This is a genomic window from Streptomyces synnematoformans (genome assembly GCF_039531005.1).
GTDB classification, from domain to species: domain Bacteria; phylum Actinomycetota; class Actinomycetes; order Streptomycetales; family Streptomycetaceae; genus Streptomyces; species Streptomyces synnematoformans.
In genome coordinates this window covers 19,112-41,606 of record NZ_BAAAPF010000024.1, presented here as the reverse complement: position 1 = coordinate 41,606, position 22,495 = coordinate 19,112, and the positions used below count along the sequence as shown (strand labels likewise).

23 protein-coding genes and 1 pseudogene are annotated in these 22,495 nt (G+C 70.6%); 13 read left to right on the top strand and 11 right to left on the bottom strand.

Features of this window, described 5'->3' with window-relative positions; genetic code table 11:
* Nucleotides 1–932, top strand: a 932-nt coding sequence (locus tag ABD317_RS07275) for a glycoside hydrolase family 113 protein (RefSeq protein ID WP_344288960.1), incomplete at its 5' end; no start/stop codon positions are given.
* A 110-nt stretch (nt 933–1,042) separates the two neighbouring features.
* Nucleotides 1,043–1,474 (top strand): DUF5959 family protein, encoded by a 432-nt coding sequence (locus ABD317_RS07270; RefSeq protein ID WP_344288959.1) that lies wholly within the window; start codon nt 1,043–1,045, stop codon nt 1,472–1,474.
* A 180-nt stretch (nt 1,475–1,654) separates the two neighbouring features.
* On the opposite strand, the gene ABD317_RS07265 is transcribed toward ABD317_RS07270, so the two are convergent.
* Both ABD317_RS07265 and ABD317_RS07260 read right to left on the bottom strand, forming a co-directional pair.
* Complete coding sequence (locus ABD317_RS07265) at nt 1,655–3,244, bottom strand: hypothetical protein (RefSeq protein WP_344288958.1); 1,590 nt, start codon at nt 3,242–3,244, stop codon at nt 1,655–1,657.
* 135 nt (nt 3,245–3,379) lie between these two features.
* A complete protein-coding gene (locus tag ABD317_RS07260) occupies nt 3,380–3,586 on the bottom strand; it encodes a hypothetical protein (protein ID WP_344288956.1) in 207 nt (68 codons plus the stop codon).
* 239 nt (nt 3,587–3,825) lie between these two features.
* Between ABD317_RS07260 and ABD317_RS07255 the strand changes: the two genes are divergently transcribed.
* On the top strand, nt 3,826–4,518 hold the full coding sequence (locus ABD317_RS07255) for an O-methyltransferase (protein ID WP_344288955.1): 693 nt from the start codon (nt 3,826–3,828) through the stop codon (nt 4,516–4,518).
* Between the two features lie 303 nt (nt 4,519–4,821).
* Here ABD317_RS07255 and ABD317_RS07250 read toward each other — a convergent pair whose 3' ends face one another.
* Nucleotides 4,822–5,025, bottom strand: coding sequence for a hypothetical protein (locus ABD317_RS07250; protein ID WP_027756155.1), 204 nt, complete (start codon nt 5,023–5,025; stop codon nt 4,822–4,824).
* Between the two features lie 93 nt (nt 5,026–5,118).
* Nucleotides 5,119–5,601: an ATP-binding protein gene (locus tag ABD317_RS07245; protein WP_344288954.1), complete on the bottom strand. Its 483-nt coding sequence runs from the start codon at nt 5,599–5,601 to the stop codon at nt 5,119–5,121.
* Between the two features lie 152 nt (nt 5,602–5,753).
* On the opposite strand from ABD317_RS07245, the gene ABD317_RS07240 reads away from it, so the two are divergent.
* Entirely contained in the window at nt 5,754–6,605 is an 852-nt protein-coding gene (locus ABD317_RS07240) for a helix-turn-helix domain-containing protein (protein ID WP_425582300.1), read from the top strand.
* Nucleotides 6,586–6,777, top strand: a complete 192-nt coding sequence (locus ABD317_RS07235) for a DUF397 domain-containing protein (RefSeq protein ID WP_344288953.1) — start codon at nt 6,586–6,588, stop codon at nt 6,775–6,777. The genes ABD317_RS07240 and ABD317_RS07235 overlap by 20 nt, the downstream gene beginning before the upstream one ends.
* A gap of 133 nt (nt 6,778–6,910) precedes the next feature.
* Here ABD317_RS07235 and ABD317_RS07230 read toward each other — a convergent pair.
* Nucleotides 6,911–7,980 (bottom strand): annotated as a pseudogene (locus ABD317_RS07230) (LysR family transcriptional regulator).
* On the opposite strand from ABD317_RS07230, the gene ABD317_RS07225 reads away from it, so the two are divergent.
* Together ABD317_RS07225 and ABD317_RS07220 are read left to right on the top strand one after the other, a co-directional pair.
* Nucleotides 7,891–8,280, top strand: coding sequence for a RidA family protein (locus ABD317_RS07225; protein WP_344288952.1), 390 nt, complete (start codon nt 7,891–7,893; stop codon nt 8,278–8,280). The pseudogene ABD317_RS07230 and the gene ABD317_RS07225 sit on opposite strands and share 90 nt — an antisense overlap.
* A 53-nt stretch (nt 8,281–8,333) precedes the next feature.
* A complete protein-coding gene (locus tag ABD317_RS07220) occupies nt 8,334–9,104 on the top strand; it encodes an MBL fold metallo-hydrolase (RefSeq protein WP_344288950.1) in 771 nt (256 codons plus the stop codon).
* A gap of 143 nt (nt 9,105–9,247) precedes the next feature.
* Here ABD317_RS07220 and ABD317_RS07215 read toward each other — a convergent pair whose 3' ends face one another.
* Complete coding sequence (locus tag ABD317_RS07215; protein WP_344288949.1) at nt 9,248–10,213, bottom strand: hypothetical protein; 966 nt, start codon at nt 10,211–10,213, stop codon at nt 9,248–9,250.
* A gap of 486 nt (nt 10,214–10,699) precedes the next feature.
* Between ABD317_RS07215 and ABD317_RS07210 the strand changes: the two genes are divergently transcribed.
* The 5 genes from ABD317_RS07210 (at nt 10,700) to ABD317_RS07190 (ending at nt 15,263) form a co-directional block, all read left to right on the top strand.
* Nucleotides 10,700–11,014 (top strand): hypothetical protein, encoded by a 315-nt coding sequence (locus ABD317_RS07210; RefSeq protein WP_344288948.1) that lies wholly within the window; start codon nt 10,700–10,702, stop codon nt 11,012–11,014.
* Entirely contained in the window at nt 10,998–11,126 is a 129-nt protein-coding gene (locus ABD317_RS07205) for a DUF397 domain-containing protein (protein WP_344288947.1), read from the top strand. The genes ABD317_RS07210 and ABD317_RS07205 overlap by 17 nt, the downstream gene beginning before the upstream one ends.
* 39 nt (nt 11,127–11,165) lie before the next feature.
* Nucleotides 11,166–12,941, top strand: a complete 1,776-nt coding sequence (locus tag ABD317_RS07200) for a serine/threonine-protein kinase (protein ID WP_344288946.1) — start codon at nt 11,166–11,168, stop codon at nt 12,939–12,941.
* 226 nt (nt 12,942–13,167) lie between these two features.
* Complete coding sequence (locus tag ABD317_RS07195; RefSeq protein ID WP_344288945.1) at nt 13,168–14,550, top strand: FAD-dependent oxidoreductase; 1,383 nt, start codon at nt 13,168–13,170, stop codon at nt 14,548–14,550.
* 158 nt (nt 14,551–14,708) lie between these two features.
* Nucleotides 14,709–15,263, top strand: coding sequence for a GNAT family N-acetyltransferase (locus ABD317_RS07190; protein ID WP_344288944.1), 555 nt, complete (start codon nt 14,709–14,711; stop codon nt 15,261–15,263).
* Nucleotides 15,264–15,278: 15 nt separating this feature from the next.
* Here ABD317_RS07190 and ABD317_RS07185 read toward each other — a convergent pair whose 3' ends face one another.
* Nucleotides 15,279–15,740, bottom strand: a complete 462-nt coding sequence (locus ABD317_RS07185; RefSeq protein WP_344288943.1) for a hypothetical protein — start codon at nt 15,738–15,740, stop codon at nt 15,279–15,281.
* Between the two features lie 169 nt (nt 15,741–15,909).
* Nucleotides 15,910–16,284 carry a hypothetical protein gene (locus ABD317_RS07180; protein WP_344288942.1) on the bottom strand — a complete coding sequence of 125 codons (375 nt, stop codon included), beginning with the start codon at nt 16,282–16,284 and terminating at the stop codon, nt 15,910–15,912.
* Nucleotides 16,285–16,571: 287 nt separating this feature from the next.
* Here ABD317_RS07180 and ABD317_RS07175 point away from each other — a divergent pair, with 287 nt between their 5' ends.
* Nucleotides 16,572–18,602, top strand: coding sequence for a HelD family protein (locus ABD317_RS07175; RefSeq protein ID WP_344288941.1), 2,031 nt, complete (start codon nt 16,572–16,574; stop codon nt 18,600–18,602).
* A gap of 181 nt (nt 18,603–18,783) precedes the next feature.
* Here ABD317_RS07175 and ABD317_RS07170 read toward each other — a convergent pair whose 3' ends face one another.
* The 3 genes from ABD317_RS07170 to ABD317_RS07160 all read right to left on the bottom strand — a co-directional run bounded on the left by ABD317_RS07170 (nt 18,784) and on the right by ABD317_RS07160 (nt 22,345).
* The gene (locus tag ABD317_RS07170) at nt 18,784–20,433 is read right to left on the bottom strand and encodes a glycine/sarcosine N-methyltransferase (RefSeq protein ID WP_344288940.1); all 1,650 of its coding nucleotides are present in this window, start codon (nt 20,431–20,433) and stop codon (nt 18,784–18,786) included.
* 290 nt (nt 20,434–20,723) lie between these two features.
* Nucleotides 20,724–21,716 carry a hypothetical protein gene (locus ABD317_RS07165; protein WP_344288939.1) on the bottom strand — a complete coding sequence of 331 codons (993 nt, stop codon included), beginning with the start codon at nt 21,714–21,716 and terminating at the stop codon, nt 20,724–20,726.
* Nucleotides 21,698–22,345, bottom strand: coding sequence for a hypothetical protein (locus tag ABD317_RS07160; protein ID WP_344288938.1), 648 nt, complete (start codon nt 22,343–22,345; stop codon nt 21,698–21,700). Before ABD317_RS07160 ends, ABD317_RS07165 begins: the two co-directional genes overlap by 19 nt.
* Nucleotides 22,346–22,495 lie beyond the last annotated feature (150 nt).

Below are 22,495 nucleotides of genomic sequence, written 5' to 3'. Positions count from 1 at the left end.
GCGAGCCCGGTTCTGAGGGGGACCCGGCGCAGCGATGCGCCGGGTCTACCCGACACCCCGACCGGCTGGAGCTGGCCGCCGCTGCCGCCGCCGAGGCCGGCCTGGAGGTCTGGTTCTCGCCCTATCCGCTGGAGCTGGACCCGGAGCAGATCCTCACCCTCTTCCGCGACTGCGCCGAGCGGGCGGAACGGCTCCGGCGGCAGGGGGCCGCGGTCGTGTTCGTCGCGGGGGTCGAGCTGAGCGTCATGAACCGCGGGTTCCTGCCCGGCGGGAGCCCCGAGGAGCGCGTCGCGCAGCTCATGAGCCGGCCCGAGCGGCGCGCGGAAGCGATGCGCGCGCTGGGCGTACGCCTCAACGCCTTCCTCCGCGACGCCGCCGCCACCGTCCGCGAGCGTTTCCAGGGCAGGCTCACCTACGCATCCATCCAGTTCGAGCAGGTCGACTGGACTCCCTTCGACGTGGTGACGTACGAACTGATCCGCTCCGCCGAGGTCGCCGACCGGTTCCGGGACGCGGTACGCACCCTGGCCCGCGGCCCGAAACCACTCGCCATCACCGGGTTCGGCACCGCCGCCTACCGCGGCGCGGGTGACCGCGGTGGGCGGGTGCTCGACGTGGTCGAGTACGACCCGGAGACCAGGGCCCCGGTGCGGCTGAACGGCGTGTACGAGCGTGACGAGGCCGGCCAGGCCGCATACCTCCGCGAACTGCTGGAGATCTTCGAGACCGAGGGCGTGGACAGCGCGTTCGTGTTCCTGTTCGCCCTGCCCGGCTACCCGCACCGTCCGGACGGCGACCCCCGGGACGATCTGGACCGGGCCGGCCTGGGCATCGTCAAACTCCTCGAAGGGCGCCGCGGACAGACCTACCCCGACATGGACTGGGAACCCAAGGCCGCCTTCGCGGCGGTGGCAGACCGGTATCGCCGGTGACGGAGCCGCCCCGCGGCCGCCGCGGAAACCCGCCAGCCTGCCCGCCCCGTCGGCGTGTCAGTGCCGCCCGCTACCGTTCCGGGCACGACGTACGAGCCGGGAGGGCACTGGTGGCTGGTGGGCCGATCGATCTGATTCAACTGGCGGGCGAGGGCAGTAGCGTCATCCTCCGGATCACCGGGATGAAGCACCTGGAAGAGTCGGGTCCGGTCGGTGTGCTGGAGGGAGAGATCCTCGTCGACACGGCCTTCGTGCAGGGGCGGACCCCGATCACGGTGTCGCCTGAGGACCTGCGGGAGTGGCAGGAGGCCCTGGACGCGCTCGACGCGGGCCATGACATCGCCTGGCGCGAGCACCTGAGCGGGCCGGAGGTGTTCATCGAGCGCGCCGACGAGGACGCGTACGCCCAGGTCACGGTCAGGGACCGCGCGGAGTCCCCGACGTCGGTGACGGTCACCGTCCCGCTGGCCGACGCCTGGTTCGACGACGCCTACCGCCGCCTGGACCTGACGTGGCGCACCTGGCCGATAGCCGAGGACTGACCACGCGCCACCGTCTCCCCGGGAGGTCCCGACGGTCCCGGTCGTACGACCGGGACCGTCAGCGGTCCGCGTACTCTCCCGGGACGACCACCGAGACCACCGCTCCACCGAAGGCGGCGACCGCCCGCCACGCCGTATGAAGGCGGTGCCGCGTCGCACGGGATTTCCCCGACGTCCCCGTCAGGAGCTCGGACGGTGACGGGGGCGGCGGTCGGGGTTGGCCGGGGTTGCCGCCGACGTTGCCGCCAGTTCTCGGCTGGAGGTCTCCACCATGGCGCGCACCATCTCGTCCGCGGACCGTCCGGCGGGCCGGCACAGGGAGTCGAGGCTGTAGCCGTTCGGCGCGAGCCGCAGGAGGGTGTCGGCGATGCGTTGGCGCTGTTGCGCGAAAGTCGCGTGGTGCTCGGCGCGGTCGGCGGTGCCGTCGGTGGCGCGGTCGTCACGGGCGGGCCGTGGCGCCTGTTCTGCCGTGCGGGTGTCGAGGGGGTCCTTGGCACCGACGGCGGACAGGACCTCGCGGAAGGTCTCGGCTTCGGACCGCCCGAGAGCTGCCAGTGTGGTCGCCAGATCGTCGGTGACCGGTGCCTCACGAAGCCGGCGTGCTTCCTTGAGATAGCGGTCGAGGAGGAGGTGGAGGAACGAGCCGGCCGGCGGAGGGGTCTGGTCCATGGCGTCCAGGACGGCGTTGAGCCAGTCGACCATGCGCCGGCCCGCGAGGCCGAGTTCGTCCCAGCACTCGGCCCGCAGACTCTCGGCCAGGTAGTGGGCCCGTGCGAAGGCTTTGCGGCTCGCGGTCATGGGTCGTGGGGCATCCAGCGGACCGTACGTGTCCCGCAGCCGGGAAGCGTGTTGTTCCGCGAGGGAGCACAGCAGAGCCAGGTGGACGTAGACGTGGAAGGCCGCCATGACGCGGTGGACGTCCCAGCGGTTGTTCCCGTCGACGCCCGGGACGTTCCACAGCGATACGACGCGGGAGACGTCGCCGGGGGCGTTCGGGGAATCGTCGAGGTCTCGGGTGAGCATGGAGTGGGCGTGGCGGAAGTCGTACAGCTTCTGGTGCAGCGCCTCGTGGAGCAGGTGCTCGGCCACCCACCAGGGGTTCTGGAGGAGTTTGCGGTTCAGGAAGATGATGCCCACCACGGTGAACTGGGACGACGACGACTTGCCCGCCCACGCGTCCGTCCCGGGGGTGAGCCCGATCAGGTGAGTGTGGCTCAGGGCGCCGCGGGAGGTCAGCGGCAGGAGTTCGTCCAGGAGTCGGCAGCCCTGGCGCAGCACCGCGAGATCGCTTTCGCTTGGCTGGGCCAGCTCGGCACCGAACTGCTGCTCGATGAAGCGCGTGAACGTATGCCCGGCAAATCCACGGTCCTGGTCGGGAGACCAGATCCAGGGAGTACGGGACGGGTCGCCGAGCCACCGCGCGCCGGCAGACTCGCCCTGCAGCGGTCCGTTGGCGGCGCCGGCCTCCACGTGCTGCGCGATGGTTTCGAGCACATGGGCGGCCGATTGCGGTGACAGCGATTTCCGCCGGGGCCCGACGACCTCGGGAGTCAGCAGTTGCTGAACAGCCCGGCGCAGGAGCGGGTCCCCGAGCGTACGGTATTCAAGGTGAGGCGTGGCGTGCTGGAGCGCTGTCAGCAGATGACGGGCGGCGGGCACCGAAACGCAGAGGCTCTCAAGCCGGCGTTTGAACGCGCGGTGCATCTGTTCACGCACGTAGCCGCTGTCGCCAAACGGCTTGCGTGACAGCACCGCGTCGAATGTGGTCAAGTCCATCTCTCGCCTTTCTGCCTCTGCTCTGCCGTCCCGGCACCCACCTGTGCGTCGTACGCCGCCCCCGTACCGGTTCGCCGATGCCGCTCGCACCGCACCGCACCGAGAAGTAGTGCGGCACGAGCAAGGGCGCTACTCGTCAAGTTCGCCCATGTCCACGACGTCGGGCTCATCGTCGTCGTCGTGGTGGTGATGGTGGCCGCCGGCCTCCCGGAACGCGGAGGTCGCGTTGTGATTGGCCTGCATCTCGTTGATCTCCTCCTCGGTCACCTTGCGATCGAATTCGAGGATCACCCGGTATTCCGGATCGCGATGCCTGGGATTACTGGCTGCTGCCATGGCCTGGCGCCCTTCTCCGGGGTTGGCATGAAAAACTGACCCCGGTTTCTCCGTGTGGTTCGAGCTTGCGAGGCAACGCCCGCCGTGCGAGCATCATTTTGCCCGTACGCTCATGGGCGTTTGCCCTGCATTCCGAAAGTTCACCTGAACGGGCGTTCGCTCCGTATGCGCGCGTGGCGGGGCGGAACAGGCACATATCCAGAATGTGGTGGCGGGCATCCCGACCAAGGAGGCATGGCATGGAGCAAACGGCCACCGCGGAGGAAGCCGACACGCGGTCCCGGGTAAGTCTGACCTTCGGCCGCGAGATGTCGACGGCAGAGGTCGAGAGCATGAAACGGAGCCTGGGCGCGCGAACCGCTCTGCAGGTGCCCCCCGCGGTCGACGCCGCCTACGCACGGGCCCGGCAGATCGGATTCGCCAAGTCGTCGTGCCCCGAGACGGGCGCGCTCATGTCCGTGCTCGCAGCGGCGGCTCCCGCCGGCGGACGGATTCTCGAACTCGGCACGGGGGTCGGCGTCGGTATCGCCTGGATCGTGCATGGGCTGCGCGGCCGCACCGACGTCGAAGTCGTCAGCGTCGAGAACGACCCGCGGAAGTCCGCCCTCGCCTCAGGCGCGCGCTGGCCTGAGGGGGTGAACCTGGTGGTCGGCGAGGCCAAGGAAGTCCTCCCGTCCTTGGGGAGCTACGACCTGATCTTCCTGGACGTCCCCGGTGGGCTGAAGGCCTCCCTGCTCGATGGCGCCATCACCGCCCTGAAGCCCGGCGGACAGCTCCTGATCGACGACATGAAACCGTACTGGAGCAAGCGCGCGCCCCACCGCCCTCCGGGCGAGCGCGACCCCGAGCGACTGCTGGGGGACCCCCGAGTCACCTGCGCCCTGCTCCGGTACGCGAGCGGGATGATCCTCGCCACGCGCCTGCCCGCCTAGTGCCGGCGTCATGGTCGGCGCGACCGGAGAACAAGCATGCCCCCGTCCGACAGGACAGTGGGGGTCCGGCGAACGCCTGCCCCGTACGACGCCGTAAGCGACGTCACCGTCGGCCTGGGCGGCGATGGCCGGTCGGCGGGCGAACGCGGGCGGGGCCGGATGTTGCAGTGGGCCGGTCCGTCCTGTCAGAGGGCGGCATACCCCGGCGCGCGGGGTGTGGGAACGCGGGAGTGTGAGGGCGCGGGGCGCGGAGACGCACGGGTCCCGCCGTCCGCCCGGCCAGACCACGGCCGCGGTCGCCCCTCAGCGGTCCGCGTACTCTCCCAGGACGACCACCGAGACCACCGCTCCGCCGAAGGCGGCGACCGCCCGCCACGCCGTGTGGAGGCGGTGCCGCGTCGCACGGGCGGCGACGGTGGCGATGGGCGGGCTGTCGGGGCGCGGGGCTTCGGCGGCCCGCGGGCTGTCTGCCGCCCCGCGCGGCGGGGCGAGGGAAGCGCTGCTCATGCTTCCAGCGTGCCGCAGGCCACCTGCGGAAACGTCGGCCGCGGGACGGAACCGCGCGGACCCGGATCTACGACCTCGGGGCCACCCGCACCCCTACCGGAGTCTCAGGGTTTCCCCGACGTCCCCGTCCCCCGCCGGTACCGGTGCGGGCGCCAGCGTCGCCCGCACGGTCTTGCCGGCGAACTCGCGCGGAAACCACGCCAGCTCCGCCCCCAGCCCCCGCGCCAGGAACAACCCCCGCCCCCGCTCCTCCTCCGGCCCCGGCGGCGACTGGTCCGGCACCCGCGGCGGCAGCGCCGCCTGCGGGTCCGACACGTCGATCACCAGCGCCCCGTCCTCCCGCACGGCCAACCGCACCCACACCCGCCGCCCGATCCGCCGCCCGTACTGGATCGCGTTCGTCACCAGCTCCGACACCACGACCGCCGCGTCCTGCGCGTCCCCGCGCCACCCCCACAGCGCCAACTGCCGCCGCACGTGCACCCGCACGAGGGGCACGGACCTGTGCCCCATCACGTACCCCATCGACCACTCGCGCGCCGTCCCCTCCGAACCGCACGCTCCATGCTCGGCCATCCGCACCAACTCCAGAATTACAGTGACACTTTGGGATTTACGGCTGTATTGTCGTAGCGCTCGGTTACGCTGTGTGGTGAAAGACTTTCGGAGCGGAGTGCCCGCGAGCAAGGCCAGGCACGTGACAGAGATCACCAGAACGGGAGGCAGGCATGACCCCACGCAACGCCACCCACCGGGCGACCGGCACGACGGCGGAGATGTTCGGCGACGTCCTCAGGCACCTGCGCGAGGCCGCAGGCAAGACACAGGCCGAGCTGGCGAAACACATCCCCTGCGACCGGTCGTTCGTCGCGAGGATCGAGAACGCCACGAGCGTGCCGCCGGACACGTTCGCGGCGAAGTGCGACGAGGTGCTGGGCGGTAACGGGCTGTTAGCGCAGCTGTGGCGGAAGGTCGACTGGTACCCGGATGTCGCACATCCGGACTGGTTCGAACGGCGAGCACAGATGGACGCGGAGTGCGTGGCATTGCGCGAGTACCAGGAGCGAGTGATGCCGGGCCTGCTGCAAAGTGCGCAGTACGCCCGAGCCCTGTTCGCCCGCGTCATCCCCGACGAGGAGAAGGTCGAGGAGCGAGTACGAGCCAGGCTCAGCCGCCAGCAGCGGTTCCTCTCCTCGGAGGGTCCGCTGTACGTTGCCGTACTGGACGAGAGTTGCCTGCGCAACGTCGTCGGCGGGCCCGACGTCATGTGCGAGCAGTGCGAGTACCTACTCTCAGCAGGCCAGCGGCCCAACATCCAGATCCAGGTCTCCCCGGCCGACCGGCCGGAACTCATCCGCCCACGCGGCTCCGTGTCCTTGATTACGCTTCCTGGCGGCGAGCAGTGGGCCTACGCCGAGGCGCTCGACCGTGGTCACTTCAGCGCAGATCCGGCGGTCTACGGGCACCAGCTGCGGACTTATGATGTGCTCAGGGCTGACGCTCTGTCGGCCCGCGAATCCGCCGCTCTGATCGGCGAGTTCATGGAGGGATACCGGCAGCATGGCCATGACGTGGCGTAAGAGCAGCTACAGCGACGACAACGGCGGCAACTGCATCGAGGTGGCCACCACCCCCACCACCGTCCCCGTGCGCGACTCGAAGGACCCCGACGGCCCCCACCTGGCCTTCACCCCCACCGCCTGGACCGACTTCCTCACCGCCGTCAAGCACGACGAGTTCCCCGGCAGCTAGCGGGCCCGCATCTGCGGTCCTTGGCCTGTCCACCCATAACTTGATTGCCTGCCCGAGCAGGAATGAGTTTGTGTCGGCTGTTGCTTCCTGGCGAAGTTGCCGCTGCTGGCCTGGGGGAGGATGCCGAGTCTGGCTAGGGTCTGTCCGGCGATTCTTGGTCGAGAGCTGCCAAGAGGCGTGGGACCAGGGGGTTTGAGTCGTTCTTGCGCCAAGCGACGGCGACTCGTGTGCGCGCGGCGTTGGGCTCGATCCTGCGGAAGGCAACGCCTTTGAGGCGGATGCGGCGGATGCTCTCCGGGGCCAGTGACACCCCCAGGCCGGTTTCTACCAGGGCGCAGACGGTCTGCCATTCCACCGCGTGCGAGTCACCTGGGGGGTGAAGCCCGCCGCGACGCACAGGCCGGTGATCTGGTCGTACAGCGGCGGGCCGACGGCGCGAGGCAGGAGCACAAAGGGGCAGTCCGCCAACTGCTCGACCCGGACGGCTCGTTGTGCCGTGAACGGGTGCGAGGAGGGCAGGACGGCCACGAACGGTTCAGCCAGCACGGTCTCGAATCCGAGTTCCGCGTCGTAAGCAGGCGGCTCGCGCAACAGGCCGATGTCGATCGTCCTTTCGCGCAGAGCGGCCAGTTGCGGCGTGGTGGTCATTTCGTGGATGTCCAGGTCCACGGCGGGAAACCGTTCCCGGAAGGTTCGCAGAAGGCCGGGGAGGACGGTGAGAGCGAGGGAGGCGGCGAAGCCGATCCGCAGGCGGCCTGCTCTGCCGCTGCCGACTTCTCGGGCTGCGGTCAGGCCCTCCGCGAGGTCGGTGAGGGCATGCCGGGCGGCGGGGAGGAGTTCCCGGCCCGCCGGGGTGAGGCCGATGCGCCCGGGCTCGCGGCTGAACAGCGCGTAGCCGACCTTGTCCTCCAGCCGGCGGATCTGCTGGCTCAGTGGCGGCTGGGCGATGCCCAAGCGGGTGGCGGCGCGGCCGAAGTGGAGTTCCTCGGCGAGAACGACGAAGGCGTGCAGCTGAGCAAGGGGAAGTTCAGGGCGCTCCATACTCTCAGAGATATCACCCTGTACCTGAGACCGTATTAGACGTATCGGTGCTGGTCGCTTAGCGTTCGGCGCATGACAGAGCGACGCTCCCTCCTCAGCGGCTCGACGTTCGAGGAACAGATCGGCTATGCCCGCGCTGTGGTCGACGGCGACTGGGTTCATGTGTCCGGGACGACCGGATTCGACTACACCACCATGACGATCTCCGACGACGTGGTGGAGCAGGCCGAGCAGTGCCTGCGCAACATCGAGGCCGCCCTGGCCGAAGCGACGTGCACCTTCGCCGACGTGGTACGGGTGCGCTACCTGCTTCCCGACCGGGCCGACTTCGAGCCCTGCTGGCCGGTGCTGCGTCGCGCCTTCGGCGAGGTCCGGCCAGCCGCTTCGATGCTCATGTGCGGTCTCGCCGACCCCCGCATGAAGATCGAGGTCGAGGTGTACGCCCGGCGGGCCCCCGCGTGACCCGCCCGGAGTGATCGTCAGGACCTGTGGATCGTGTGTTCTAGGATCTCGGGATGAGCGACGGGCTTCTTCACCTCACGGTCCTGGGCTGCGCGGCGCCCTACCCGAGCGTGGACAATCCGTGCTCCGGCTATCTGGTGTCGAGCGGGGACACCCGTATCTGGGTGGACGCGGGCAGCGGGACGCTCGGCCCGCTCCAGCGTCATGTGCGGCTGGATTCGCTCGACGCGATCTGGATCTCGCATCTGCACGCCGATCACAGCGCGGACCTGCTCACCGCGTACTACGGCGTCCTGTACGCGGACATTCACCTCACAGCGCCGATCCCTCTCTACGGTCCGCCTGGAATCGCCGACCGGCTGGCCAGTTTCCTCACCAACACCCCGGCTCGCAGCCCGATCGAATCCGCCTTCGCGGTCACCGAGTTGCACGACGGGCATCAGGCGGCCGTTGGCTCGCTCCGGCTGACCAGCCGGGCGGTGTCGCACGGCATTCCTGCCTTCGCCGTGCGCATCGAGGCGGCGGGCAAGTCGCTGGTGTACTCCGGAGACACGGCACCGTGCCGGAGCCTCACGGAGCTGGCCGAGGGATGCGACGCGCTGTTGTGCGAAGCCGAGAGCACACAGGCGCCAGTCGAGGGCGAACGGGTGCACCACACGCCCGAGGACACCGGCGACACAGCCAGCACGGCCGGGGCGGGCCGACTGATCGTCACGCACGTCGGCCGCTTCCTCACGCCGCAGCAAGCGGTGGCACGTGCCTCGGCGCGGTTCGATGGCCCCGTCGACTACGCCGCCCCCGATGCCACCTTCTCTATCGGCTAGGCCGCGGCCGCCTCAGGGCGTTCGACAAGGCAGCCACGTCAGGGGGTGCCGACTGCCTGCTCAAGGTTCTCGTTGAACTGCGGGGAGGACAGCCCTTGCTGGGAACATCCGTACTGGTCGCTGACGAACAGGGCCCGGCAGCCTCAGGCCGGTAGTCCCTCGGCGCCGGCCCGCAATTCCTCCCCCCAGGAGGTGCCCAGGGTGTAGGGGAGTGTCTGGGTGAGGAGGCCGCGGAGCCAGCCGCCGCAGTCGGCGGCGAGCGGGGTGTCGCCGGCGCGCAGGGCGTCTCTGCCCAGGGCGAGCAGGAGGCCGCCCCAAAGTTCGGCGTGGTCGCTGAGGGTGTGGCGCAGTTCGCCGCGACCGGAGGCCACCGAGTAGCACATGTGGATCTCGCGGCCGGTCAGACGCCAGCCGTTCCCGGCCGTGCCTGTGGTATCGCCGAGGGCGCGGGAGACCGCACGGGCGGCGTTGGGCAGGACGGCGAGATGGCTACCGCGCAGGGTGGGCGACCAGCGGTCCTCCTTGCGGCCTCCGCCCACTGTCAGCGCGTCGGTGAGAGCGGTCGCCCAGTGCTGCTTCTCGGCACCGGTGGCGCGTAGGGCCTCGGCCAGGGTGTGCGGGCCCGGGGACTCCAGGTACTCCTCCACGGCCCAAGCGGCTTCGCGCAGGGTGTCCTGCGGAGCCAGCAGGGAGAGGACCCCCGAGTCCAGCAGGCCGCTGGTGGGCTGCCCGGTGCGCTGCAGGACTGCGGCCCGGCGGCCGAGGAGTTGGGAGGCGGGGGCGGTCAGTCCGTTACCGGCGAGGAACTCGGCGAAGAGGCGTCCCACGTCGAAGGCGGAGTCCGCCAACTTGCCGCGGCCCTGGCGGTGGTGGAGCAACATGGCCCGGCCCGCGCAGTCCACCAGGGTAGCGAGCCCCGTAGCGGCCTCGGTGCCGTGGCCCATGGCGCGGGAGTTGTCGTTGTAGAGACGGACCGCCTGGTCGAAGGCGGCGACGGCGAGTTCGGCGTCGCCGCTCCTGTACTGGGTCCGGCCGAGGACGGCGGCGCTCCTGGCCAGGGCGTACCAGTCGTCGTGCGCGGCGTCCACCGCGTCATTGGCCTGGTCCACGGCGCTGAGCAGGGCCCCGCTCCGCAAAGCGGCAAGCGGTTCTGTGCCCGGCTGATCGTCGAGCGGGTCGTAGGTGGAGACGGACTGCAGAGAAGGGGACACAGGAAAGGGCGTCCCCGGTAAGCGCCGCGGTGTGGTGCCCGATGTACGGTCCTGCCGGGTTCCCCGCCGCCAGAACGCCATCCTTTTTCCCTTCCGCGACCTCTCGCGAGCAACAAGCTTGCGCTGAACGAATGTTCCCAGGGCGGTTCGACCTCAACAAGGCCCGGCGGGGCCGCGTCGGGTCGGCTGGCCCACCGCCCGACCCGGGACCGACTCGTCGGCCGACTCCGGGACGGGTTGGTCGAGTGCCGAGTCGGGCGACCAGACGCTCCGAGTGCTGACGTCCGACGATCCTGCGTTGCCCGCGGCCTCGCTCTCTCCTGCCTGGCCTTTGCCGAGGAGGGCACTGCGGTGGGCCCGGCGGGTCGTAAGGAGCTGTCGGTGGTGGCCGAGGAGCTGTCCGAGGACGGCACTGTGGCAGCGGTCCGCCCCACAGTCCGGGCCGGGCACAAAACGCTCGTCGCTGCCCTCGCTTCGGACGGCACGCCGCTGGCCGTCGGCCATTACCACCCGGCGAACGACACCGCTGAGATCGGCGGCATCGGCACCCTTCCCAGCCACGTCAGCGCGAATCGTGCGGTCCAGGGACACCGTCCGCGCACCTATGATGTGCTCAGGGCTGACGCCCTGTCGGCTCGTGAATCCGTCGCCCCGCTCGGTGTGTTCATGGAGGGATACGGGCATGAGCACGTGGCGTGAGAGCAGGTGCAGCGACGCGAACGGCGGCGACTGCATTGAGGTGGCCACCACCCGCACCGCCTGGTACGCCTTCGTCGCCGCCGTCAAGCGCGAGGAGTTCCCCGGCCGCTAGGCGGCCGACCACGTGCCGCAGTGCAGGATGGGGGGTGCCGTGAAGCCGCTGGCAGACGGGGACCCGACGCGTGTGGGCGAGTTCGTCCTGCGGGGGCGGCTCGGCGCCGGCGGGATGGGCGCGGTGTACTACGGCCGGTCGCCGGGTGGGCGGGCGGTGGCGGTGAAGGTGGTGCACCGCCATCTGGCGGCGCAGGACCAGTTCCGGCGCCGTTTCCGGCAGGAGGTCGCGGCGATACGGGCGGTGAGCGGCGCCTTCACCGCCCCCGTGGTGGGCGCCGGGCCCGAGGACGACCTGCCGTGGATCGCCACGGTCTACGTGTCCGGGCTGACCCTGACCGACGCCGTGGCCGAAACCGGGCCGCTGCCCGAGAGTTCGTTATGGCCGCTGGCGGCGGGGCTGGTGGAGGCGTTACGGGCCATCCACGAGGCCAACCTGCTCCACCGCGACCTGAAGCCGGCGAACGTGCTGCTGGCCCCGGACGGTCCGCGGGTGATCGACTTCGGGATCTCCAGGGCGCTGGACGGTACGGCGCTGACCGATACCGGCGTCCTGATCGGCACCCCCGGGTACATGGCTCCGGAACAGGTCGAACGCGAGGAGACGGGGCCGGCCGCGGACGTCTTCGCACTCGGTGCGGTCCTCGCCTACGCCGCCACCGGCGAGGAGCCCTTCGGGCTCGGCCCGCCCCTGGCCGTCCTGCACCGGGTCGTCTCCGGCACTCCGCAGCTGGATACCCTCGACGGCGGACCGTTGCGGGCGCTGGTGGCGGACTGCCTGGACAAGGCCCCCGCCCGGCGGCCCACGCCCGCGCAGTTACTCGACCGGATCACGTCGCACTGGGACCCGCCCGGTGACGCACCGTTCCCGCCGCCCTGGCCGCCGGCCATCACCACCCTCATCACGCAGAGCACGCCGGACACCGCGCCCGACGCCACCTCCCCCACCACCCCCGACGCCACGAAACCCGGCCCCCCGCCGCCCACCACCCCGTACACCAACCCCGGCCCTCCACCCCCGCCGCCTCCGTACACGCCCCGGGCGCACACCCCGCCCCCGCCGTCGCAGCCACCGCCCTCCACCGACCCCTGGGCCACCCTGCGCTCCCTGGCCGTGACCGCCCACGAGCTGGCGAGCACCCTGGGGCCGGACCATCTGGACACCCTGATCGCCCGGCGCAACCACGCGCTGTGCCTCGGCGCCATGGGCAGCCACAACGAAGCGGTGCGCTACCTGTCGGAGATCGTCGCGGACTGCGAGCGGAGCCTGGGGCACAAACACTCCGTCACGCTGGCCGTCCGTCACGAACACGCGGTGCAGCTCGGGGCGGCGGGGGCCCACGGAGAAGCGGCCCGGCTCCTCAGCAAGGTCGCCCACCAGCGCGAGGGTGTGCTGGGCAAGAACCACCTGGACACGCTGATGTCCTGGCACATGCATGCCTACCACAGCGGCCAGATGGGACATCACCACATGGCCAGCGGGCACATGGCCAGGGTCGCCCGCCAGCGCACCCTCGTCCTCGGTCCCGAACATCCCGACACGCTGGCCGCCCGTCACAACCACGCCTACCGCCTCGGGCAGTCGGGGCAGGAGCGCCGGGCGGTCGAGATCCTCGGCCCCGTCACCGAGGCATACGCGCGTGTCCTGGGACCGGACCACCCCGATACGCTGGCCGCCCTGCACAACCTGGCCGTCTTCCTCCAGCGGTGCGGCAATGTCTTCGCCGCGCAACGCATCTTTATGGATATCGAGGCGAACCGGGCCCGGCAGTCCGGTCCCTACGGAACCGGAGGACCCGGCGCGCCACCGCGCTGACCCCCGCCGAGCACTTTCTAGGTAATTTACCCGGCAGAATTCGCGCGTGCAGATAAATGTCCGGGACAACGGCAACCGGAAGAGTGCCTCGGACAGCCGACAAGCAACATCCATTCAGGTACTCTTCATGAGCCGCGGGGGAACACAGATCCGACTTCGCGCAACGCCGGACCGGCGGATGCGTAGCGTCACCCGGCAAGGAAGTTCGACGCAAGGAGTCGCGTAGATGGCAACCGCCGACAGCCAGCAGAAGAAGCCCCTCCACTTTGATGTGATTGTCATCGGCGGCGGGCTCCTCGGCCTCTCTGCCGCGTATTACTGCGCCCGCGACGGCAAGCGGGTGGCAGTGGTCGAGCGCTCCAGCTTCTACAACCAGTCCGGCAGTTCCGGGGACCTCATCCGGATGTTCCGCACGATGTACACGGAATATGAACTGCAAGTCCTCGCGTACGAGGCGAAGGGCCTCTGGAAGGAGCTGGAGAAGGCGTACCGGCGGGACACCGGCAAGAGTGTGGAACTTCTCCGCCTGACGGGGCAGGCGAACTTCGGGGACGAGAGGTACGGCACAGCGGCCCAGGGCGACCTCAAGAAGCCGAGGGAGAATCTCAAGAAGGGGAAGAAGCAGGTCACTGACGTGTCGCTGGAGCAGGTGGAGAAGGAGTACAACCTCAGGAACCTCCGGAAGGCCATCCCGCAGGACCGGTGGATCGGGTACGAGAACGACGACTGCGGTGTCATCAACGTGCCGGAGACGCTGCGCGCGCTGCGGCGGCTCGCCGACGGCAGGCAGGGTTCCCTCTTCCTCGACAACGCAGAGGTCTACGAGGTGCGCACACCGAAGAAGAAGAGCGACCCCGCGGTGCGGGTGAAGGTCCGCGGGTCCGGGGTGTCGAAGCGCAACCAGGAACTGACGGCCGACAAGTGCATCATCACCTGCGGCGTGTGGACCAACGACATTCTGCAGAATCTCGGCCTGGAACTCGACTACGAGATCTGGGAGATGGTGTACGAGTATTTCGCCACCGACCCCGACTCGTCGCCGCCCGAGCAGTTCCCGAAGATGTGGGTCCAGTTCGCCACGGAGGACAAGGAGACCGGCCGGTCCAATCTGTTCTACGGTTTTCCGTCGGTTCCCTGGGGACCCGACAACATGGTGAAGCTCGGCTGGGAAGACGCCACCATGAACCGGCTCACGCTGAAGGAACTCAAACAGCGTCGCGCGGAAGGTCTCGGCCAGGTGGCCACGACGGTCGACGTCGGGCACGCGTCACGTTTCGTCAGGGAGCACTGCGTGGGAATGGACCCGCAGCCCGCCTTTTCCGGGGTCTGCCTGCATGCCGCCTTCGACGACTACATGAGCGTCCTCGGGCGTCTTCCGCGAACGGCCGCCGGTGAAGAGCCCGACAAGAACGGCAAGCGCTCGTGGCGGGACCACTACGTGGTGTGCGCGGGCGGCTGGGCGGCGAAGTTCGCGCCGATCTTCGGCCGGATGATGTGGGAACTCGCCTTCGACAAGAAGGCGCAGGTGCGCCCGGAACTCCTGGACATCACACGGACCCGCAAGAAGGGCAAGAGGAAGGGGCAGGCGTACCTGAACAAGCTGGAGTAGGACAAGCTGGAGTAGGACCGTCGACCGTCGTCTCCGACGCGCCGCCGTCGCCGGCAGGCCGCCGCCTCGGCATCGCGGCGGGCGCAGGGCTGCCGTCCGGCCCGCCACCGGCGGCGCCGCGAAACCGGGGCGTAACGTGGGGTTATTACGCTCGCCGCATGCGCATCGGGGTGAACAGGGAAGACGGCGCGGGGACGCGGATACGGCCGGGCGCCGAGGGCGACCTGGAAGAGCTGACCCGCATCTACAACCACTACGTCATCGAGACGCCGATCACCTTCGACACCGAGCCGCTCACCGTCGAGCAGCGCCGCCCGTGGCTGGCGGCACACCCGGACACCGGACCGCACCGGCTGCTCGTGGCCGAGGAGGGCGGCAAGCTCCTCGGCTACGCGACCAGCAGCGCGTTCCGGCCGAAGCCGGCGTACTCGACGTCCGTCGAGACCAGCGTCTACCTGGCGCCCGAACACGTGGGGCGGGGCGTCGGGGGGCTGCTGTACGGGGCGCTCTTCGCGGTGCTGGAGCGGGAGGACGTGCACCTGGCGCTCGCCGGTGTGGCGCTGCCCAACGAGGCGTCGGAGCGGCTCCACCTGCGCTTCGGGTTCCGGCGCGCGGGCGTGTTCGAGGAGGTCGGGCGGAAGTTCGGCAGGTTCTGGGACGTCGCCTGGTTCCAGAAGCCGCTCGCTCACCGGCCTTCCCGGAACGCGCCCTGAGCGGGCCCGCGCCGCTCACCCGCGCGGCCAGAACTGCGCAAGGTACTGCTCGACGTGGTGCGGTACCCCCTGCTCCGCCAGCCGGGCAACCGCCTCGCGTCCCCTGCTGTACACACGGACACACCAGTCACCCCCCGGAGAGCCGAGGCCGATCACCGAGCCACGGGTCGGCCCTCCGTAACACATGAGGCTGAGTTCTCCGGTCTCGGAATACAGCCGGCTCTCCCCGGTCACCTCCCACTCGCCGCCGTCCGGTGGTGGCTCCCCGTCCCACACCTGGGCAAGAAGCGCCGCAACGTGGGTGTGGCCGCCGCTCCGCACATCGATCCGGCCCTCGTGCGGCGTCAGGAACGGGTCGTCCGAGTCCTGGCCGTCCGGGTACTCCTCGGGCGCGAACGTCTCGTCTGCTTCCTGCATGCAGAAGCTGCTGAACTCGACCCGGGCATCGACGCTCTGCTCGCTCGTGAGCCGTGGCACCCCGGTTCCTCCCCAGGTGGCGGAAGACGCATCTACGCGGCACCGGTATGGGTGGCCTCGATCCTGCATGAGGGGTCGCCAGCTCGCTGACGACCCCTCACCGGTTCCGTCTTGGCCGAGCCGGAGCCGCCGGCCCCGACAGGGCCGGCTCAGCTCCGCCGGCCAGGTGTCAGTCGTTCGTCAGGCAGATTCCGTCAGGCGACGGGGTCAGGCTGCGGGTGGCGTAGTAGTCGACCGGCGGGATGAAGGTGCCGCCGGGGCCGACGCCCGTGTTGTACGTGCCGCCGATGCAGTACGGGATCTTCGTGCTGTTGACCACGGCCGTCGTGACCACGGGCGGGTCGAAGGTGTGGCGGCGGCCCTCGGGGACGAGGGTGACGAGGCCGCGGTCGTGGTGGACGCACACGTACCCGGTGGCGCAGACCGGCAGCGGGCCGGGATCGTCGGTGGTGGTGGCCGGGGCGGCCGCGGCCGTGGCGGTGGTGCCGAGCGCGGCGGCGAGGGTGAGGGTGGCCAGGGTGGCGCTTAACCTTCTTCTTCGCATGCTGCGGGCTCCTTCGGGGCCGTAGCGGAACGGAATACTTGTCGGCGTACAGGCAACTGCGCGGGGCGCCCGGTGGCCAGCGCAGTACAGGCCATTCGCCCCGCGCCGGGAAAAACCGTTGGACCCGCCCCCGCCCCGTGCGTAAGCTCGCGCGTCTGCCCCCGCCTCGCCGGCCGTTCCGCCGTGCCGGGAGTGCTGCCTGCCGGTCGGAAACCGGCGGCCCACGCCACGCCCGTGGCCGTACCGCCGTACCGCCCGACCACCAGCCGCCGGAGGCCCGCACCGCCATGTCCGCCGCTCCCCTCGACCACGAACGCGCCCACCTCGCCGCCTCCCGTACCGCCCTGCGCGCCATGCGCGCGGACGCCGAGGCGCTGGACATCACCGACGTGACCGCGAACTGGGTCAACGCCGAGGTACTGCAGTCCGAGCTGGACCTGCGCATCAAGGCGCTCGCCGACCTGGCCGACACCCCCCTGTTCTTCGGCCGGCTCGACTACGCGAAGGACGGCGGTCCCGGGGAGAGCTTCTACATCGGGCGGCGGCACGTGCACGACGCCGACGGCGACCCGATGGTGATCGACTGGCGGGCGCCGGTGTCGCAGGCGTTCTACCGGGCCTCCAAGAAGGAGCCCATGGACGTGGTGCTGCGGCGGCGGTTCGGGTACGACCGCGGGGAGATCACGGCGTACGAGGACGAGCACCTGACCGACCCGGCGGAGGCGGCGCGGTCGAGCGCGCTGCTGCAGCGCGAGATCGAGCGGCCGCGCGTCGGGCCGATGCGCGACATCGTGGCGACGATCCAGCCGGAGCAGGACGTCATCGTGCGGGCGGAGGTCGGCGGGACGGTGTGCGTGCAGGGTGCGCCGGGGACGGGGAAGACGGCGGTGGGGCTGCACCGGGTGGCGTATCTGCTGTATGCGCACCGGGAGCGGCTGGCGCGTACGGGGACGCTGGTGATCGGGCCGAACGACTCCTTCCTCCGCTACATCGAGCAGGTGCTGCCGGCGCTGGGCGAGCTGGAGGTGCAGCAGGCCACGGTGGCGGAGCTGGTCGCGCACGTGGCGGTGCGGGGGGTGGATCCGGCGCCGGTGGCGCGGCTGAAGGGCGACGCGCGGATGGCGGAGGTGCTTCGGCGGGCGGTGCGCGCCGGGGTGACGATGCCGGCCGAGCCGGTGGTCGTGGTGCGCGGGTCGCGGCGGTGGCGGGTGCCGGCGTACGAGGTGGAGGAGCTGGTCCGCGAGCTGCTGGAGCGCGGCATCCGCTACAACTCGGCGCGCGAGGCGCTGCCGCGGCGGATCGCGCACGCCGTGCTCGTGCGGATGGAGCGCGCCGGCGAGGCGCCGGACGACCGGGTGCAGGACGCGGTGGCGCGGAATCCGGCGGTGAAGGCGGCCGTGAAGGCGATCTGGCCGGCGGTGGACCCGGTGAAGCTGGTGCTGCGGCTGCTGTCGGACGCGGAGTTCCTGGCGGCGCACGCGGAGGGGATCCTCGACGCGGACGAGCAGCGGCTGCTGCTGTGGGAGAAGCCGCCGCGGGGGGTGCGCTCTGCACGGTGGTCGGCGGCGGACGCGGTGCTGGTCGACGAGGCGCGGGACCTGGTGGAGCGGACGCCGTCGCTGGGGCACGTGGTGCTGGACGAGGCGCAGGATCTGTCGCCGATGCAGTACCGGGCGGTGGGGCGGCGGTGTTCGACGGGGTCGGCGACGGTGCTGGGGGACATCGCGCAGGGGACGACGCCGTGGGCGACGGAGAGCTGGGCGGCGGCGCTGGCGCACCTGGGGAAGCCGGAGGCGGCGGTGGAGGAGCTGACGCAGGGCTTCCGGGTGCCGCGGGAGGTGATCGCGTACGCGTCGCGGCTGCTGCCGTCGATCGCGCCGGGGCTGGCGGAGGCCACGTCGATCCGGGAGTCGGCGGGGGACCTGGCGATACGGGGTGTGCCGCCGGGGGCGCTGGACGGGGCGGTGGCGGCGGCGTGCGCGGAGGTGCTCGGCGGCCGGGAGGGCTCGGTGGGGCTGATCGCGGCGGACGGGCGGGTGGCGGCCGTGGGCGCGGCGCTGGACGCGGCGGGGCTGCCGTATCTGGCGCCGGGCGAGGAGACGACGTCGGCGGCGCGGCTGACGCTGGTGCCCGCGTCGCTGGCGAAGGGCCTGGAGTACGACTACGTGGTGCTCGACGACCCGGCGGCGATCGTCGCGGGGGAACCGGACGAGCGGACGGGGCTGCGCCGGCTCTACGTGTGCCTCACGCGCGCGGTGTCGGGGCTGACGGTGCTGCACGCGGAGCCGCTGCCTGCGCAGCTGGCGGCGGCGGCCTGACGGCCGCCGCCCCGCGGCCTTCGTGCCGGTCCCGCAGGTGTCCCGGTACGGGACAGGGGATCGGCCGAAGGCCGCTCTGGCATACGGCGCTGCCTCTCCGGCACCTCTCCGGCGCCTTTCCGGCACCGGCACCTCTCCGGGCGCACACGGGCCCGGTTCGGCGGCGGAGGCACCGGAACGCCTAGGACGTGGTCTTGGTGAAGTGGAAGACGCCCCAGGTGAGGTGCTGGTCCCGGCCTCCGTCGATCCAGTGCCGCAGACCTTTCTTCATCTGCGTCAGATACTCGGTGCTCACCTTGCCGGCCAGCGCCCCCCTCTCCTGTTCCTCGGTCTCGCGGAGCACCCGCGTGTAGTGGTTCACCAGCTGGTCCGTGTGCTCCTCGAAGCCGCCGCCGACCGGCGAGAAGCCGAGCCGGGTCAGCTCGTCCGTATAGAAGCCGGGTGAGCCCATGTTCTCCAGGTGGATGCGGTCGAGGACGGGCTGCAGCACGCCCGCCGGGCAGTCGTCGGCGGCCATCGGGTCGGTGAAGACCAGGTGCCCGCCGGGCCGCAGCACCCGTGCGGCCTCCGCCAGCACCCGCGCCCGGTCGCCGCTGTGCAGGAAGGCGTCCTGCGACCAGACCACGTCGACGGAGGCGTCCGGGTAGGGGATGTCCTCGAAGGCGCCGTCCACCACCTCGATCTGGTCGGTGGTGAGACCGCGCGCCGCGTTCAGCTCGCGGTGGCGGCTGTTCTCGACCTCGCTGAGGTTCAGCGCGAGGACGCGGCAGCCGTGCGTCTCCGCCAGGTAGCGGGCCACGCCGCCGTACCCCGAGCCGAGGTCGAGCACCAGGGACTGCTCGGTCAGGTCCAGCTTTCCCGCCATGTGCGCGACGGTCCGGCGGCTGGCGTCGCCGATGGGCTCGTCGTCGCTCTCGTACATGCCGATGTGGATGTCCTCGCCGCCCCAGACCGTGGCGTAGAAGACGTCGGCGTCGCGGGAGTTGTAGTAGGTGCGGGCGGTGACGGTGGCCTGGGAGGCTTCCCTCTCCATTTGCTGGGTCCGATACTCCTTCTCCGCGACGTGGATGAAGAAGTCGGGCTGTTCGTCGCGGTAGGTGTGCTGGAAGTCCCCGTACGTGTCGACGCGCTGGAACCCCACCTGCGTCATGAGCTGGCGGGTGTAGTCCTTCCGCAGCGGAAACATGTTGAGGTGGTAGACCGAGTCGTCCGGGAAGTGGTACCGCATCCGGCACAGTCCGTCGTCGATGTACTCGGGCTCCACAGCCACATCTTCACCGCAGTAGTAGAAGGTGTGCTGGGTGTTGTACCCGCGATCCAGTATCGCGTCGTAATTGCGCTGGTCGAGGACGAGCACCCCGTCATGCTTGAGCATGGCGTAGAACTCGGCCAGGGCCTTGCGCCGGTCGCGCTCCGAGAAGATGTGGGTGAACGAGTTCCCCAGGCAGACGATGGCGTCGTACTCACCGTGGACGTCCCGGTTGAGCCAGCGCCAGTCCGCCTGGACGACGCGCAGGAGATAGCCGTGGTCACGGCCGTTCTCGAACGCCTTGGCGAGCATGTCGGCACTGCCGTCCGCGCTCACCGCGTCGAATCCCGCGGCGGCCAGCCGCACCGAGTGGAACCCGGTGCCCGTGGCGACGTCGAGGACGCTCTTCACCCCGCGCTTTCGCAGCAGGTCGATGAAGAAGTTGCCCTCGCTCTCCGTCCTCTTCTCCCAGTCGATGAGAGAGTCCCACTTCTCGACGAAACTTGGGACGTACTCCGAGGCGTAGTGGCCGGTCTCGCGGACTTCTTCTGGATTGTCTCCGAATTCTTGTCCCGAATGCATGTCGATGAGCAGTCTCCGATCGTCGAGTGCAGTCAGCGACTCCGCAGCGCGGTCGCCCGGGACAACGCTGGCCCGGGTTCGGCGGGCCGCACGCCCCCCGCGGCCCTCGAACGTTTCTCTCCAGAATCCGTCAAAGTATGCCCGGATCCCGTCATCCCCTGTCGCACCAGGGGACCCGGCCGCCCGTCCTGCCGCCCCGGCGGGAGCCCCGGCCGGCGCCTCCGCCGGGCTCCGGCCCGGGGTCGGAGCCCGGCGGGGGCCCGCTCCGCGGCGGGCCCCGGCGGAGTCGCTCAGCGGACGACCGTCTGGATCTCCTTCACGGTCACGTCCTGCTCCGACGTCGACAGCCCGTCGGGCAGGTCGCCGTTCTGCGGCTCCCCGTCCGGGCTCCGCGTCGGGTTCCAGGTGACGTCCCAGACGATCTGCGCCTGCAGCGGATACGTGCCCTCGCCCGAGGACCTGCGGTACGTGATGTTGCAGTCGGAGCCCTCGCTGTCGACCTGGTAGCCGCCGCCCGCCCGCACCAGGTCGTACGTGCAGGAGGCCGGGTCCGCGTACTCCGTGCCCGCGTCGATGCGCAGCGACACCGGTTCGGCGACGGTGGTGGCCGCGATGTCGACGCCGGCCTGCGCGTTGACGAGGCTGGCCGTCGTCCAGACGCGGTCCAGCGGCTCGCTGAACTGGATCTTCGTGGGCAGGTTCACCACGTTGCGGTCCTCGGCGGGCTTGATGTCGACCGGCGGCGCCGGGAGCGTGGTCCGGTCGTACGCCAGGCCCGCGAGGATCTCCGGGTCGACGGCCTCGGCCGGCGGGTCCGGGTCGCCGCGGTCCACCCAGATCCACAGCTCGCCGATCTCGCAGGAGCGCGGCGACATCACCGGGGTCCGCTCCCACCACATGCCGTCCCGGCCCTTGTGGGCGTCGGTCTCCCTCTCCCGGTTGTCCGCCGTGTCGTGGTCGATGCCCTCCAGCGGCCCCTTCTCCTCCAGCTCCTCGTTGTGCTCGTACAGCTCCTTGTTGGTGTAGCGGGGCTCGAACCAGCACACCGGCGGCGACCAGTTGCCGCTGGAGCTGGTCATCGGCTGCCCGCCGCCGGGGCTGTGGTAGACGTACCGCACGCTGGAGCCGATGTCGCCGTTTCCGGTGTCGGGGTTCGTGTCGGTGGTCCCGCTCGGCCGGTCCGCCGCGGCCCCGCCGGCGGAGGCGAGCAGCAGCCCGCAGGCCAGCGCGGCGACCGTGGCGGTCGCGCGCGTGCGGTGGTGTGTCAGGCTTCGTCGCGGCATTCCTTGCTCCCCCTGGTTGCCTGGTAGTCCACGACCTTCCAGCCGTCCGCGCCCTTCTCCATCGTGGCGCGGGCGTCGATGAAGGAGTCCAGCGTGGCCGGGGTCCTGTCGACCTTCCCGGTCTCGGCGTCCTTGAGGTACGCCTTGCTCTGGTCCTCGCAGTACGCGACGACGGCGCGCCCGTCCTTCAGCGAGGTGACCTCGCGGAAGTAGAAGACGTCGAGCCCGGTGATGGTGACGCCGTCCTTGCGGTACGCGGCGAAGTCGGCCTCGAACGTGGCGGCGGCCTCGCCGTCCCAGTACGCCGCGAAGTTGGGCGTCGCCTCCGTCGCGGCGTACGCCTCCTGCTGGGCCAGCAGCGCGTAGCCGTGGTCCCGCAGGATCTCGTCCTTCTTCGCGTCGCCCGTGGTGTCCTCGGCGATCTCGACCTCCACGTCCTGCGGGAGATCGAACTCCGGGGCCCCGGGCCCGGAGGCGGACGGCTCGGCGGACGGCTCCGGGCCGTCCGTCTTCGCCCCCTCGATCCTGCCGCCGGACGACGGGTCCCCGTCGTCGCCGCAGCCCGTCAGCAGCAGCGCGACCGCGGCCGCCGCGGCCCCGGCCGCCGTACCTGCCCTACGCGCTCTCATCGTGCGGTCATTCCCTCCGTCGCGTGTGGGAGGGGAGCCACCCGCCCCCGTCATGCCTCCATGAGATTAGCGACGCACGGTCCCGGCTGCGATGGCGGGAAAGCAACCATGCCGTCACAGGCCGGTGATAGTGACCTTCGGCGCACGCCT

Excerpts from the sequence above, each read along its gene's own strand:
- ABD317_RS07245 (WP_344288954.1), bottom strand. The coding sequence starts at position 5,601 with ATGGCCGAGCATGGAGCGTGCGGTTCGGAGGGGACGGCGCGCGAGTGG.
- ABD317_RS07190 (WP_344288944.1), top strand. The coding sequence starts at position 14,709 with ATGCGCATCGGGGTGAACAGGGAAGACGGCGCGGGGACGCGGATACGG.
- ABD317_RS07205 (WP_344288947.1), top strand. The coding sequence starts at position 10,998 with ATGAGCACGTGGCGTGAGAGCAGGTGCAGCGACGCGAACGGCGGCGAC.
- ABD317_RS07235 (WP_344288953.1), top strand. The coding sequence starts at position 6,586 with ATGGCCATGACGTGGCGTAAGAGCAGCTACAGCGACGACAACGGCGGC.
- ABD317_RS07170 (WP_344288940.1), bottom strand. The coding sequence starts at position 20,433 with ATGCATTCGGGACAAGAATTCGGAGACAATCCAGAAGAAGTCCGCGAG.
- ABD317_RS07240 (WP_425582300.1), top strand. The coding sequence starts at position 5,754 with ATGACCCCACGCAACGCCACCCACCGGGCGACCGGCACGACGGCGGAG.
- ABD317_RS07175 (WP_344288941.1), top strand. The coding sequence starts at position 16,572 with ATGTCCGCCGCTCCCCTCGACCACGAACGCGCCCACCTCGCCGCCTCC.
- ABD317_RS07255 (WP_344288955.1), top strand. The coding sequence starts at position 3,826 with ATGGAGCAAACGGCCACCGCGGAGGAAGCCGACACGCGGTCCCGGGTA.
- ABD317_RS07225 (WP_344288952.1), top strand. The coding sequence starts at position 7,891 with ATGACAGAGCGACGCTCCCTCCTCAGCGGCTCGACGTTCGAGGAACAG.
- ABD317_RS07180 (WP_344288942.1), bottom strand. The coding sequence starts at position 16,284 with ATGCGAAGAAGAAGGTTAAGCGCCACCCTGGCCACCCTCACCCTCGCC.
- ABD317_RS07260 (WP_344288956.1), bottom strand. The coding sequence starts at position 3,586 with ATGGCAGCAGCCAGTAATCCCAGGCATCGCGATCCGGAATACCGGGTG.
- ABD317_RS07250 (WP_027756155.1), bottom strand. The coding sequence starts at position 5,025 with ATGAGCAGCGCTTCCCTCGCCCCGCCGCGCGGGGCGGCAGACAGCCCG.
- ABD317_RS07195 (WP_344288945.1), top strand. The coding sequence starts at position 13,168 with ATGGCAACCGCCGACAGCCAGCAGAAGAAGCCCCTCCACTTTGATGTG.
- ABD317_RS07160 (WP_344288938.1), bottom strand. The coding sequence starts at position 22,345 with ATGAGAGCGCGTAGGGCAGGTACGGCGGCCGGGGCCGCGGCGGCCGCG.
- ABD317_RS07165 (WP_344288939.1), bottom strand. The coding sequence starts at position 21,716 with ATGCCGCGACGAAGCCTGACACACCACCGCACGCGCGCGACCGCCACG.
- ABD317_RS07220 (WP_344288950.1), top strand. The coding sequence starts at position 8,334 with ATGAGCGACGGGCTTCTTCACCTCACGGTCCTGGGCTGCGCGGCGCCC.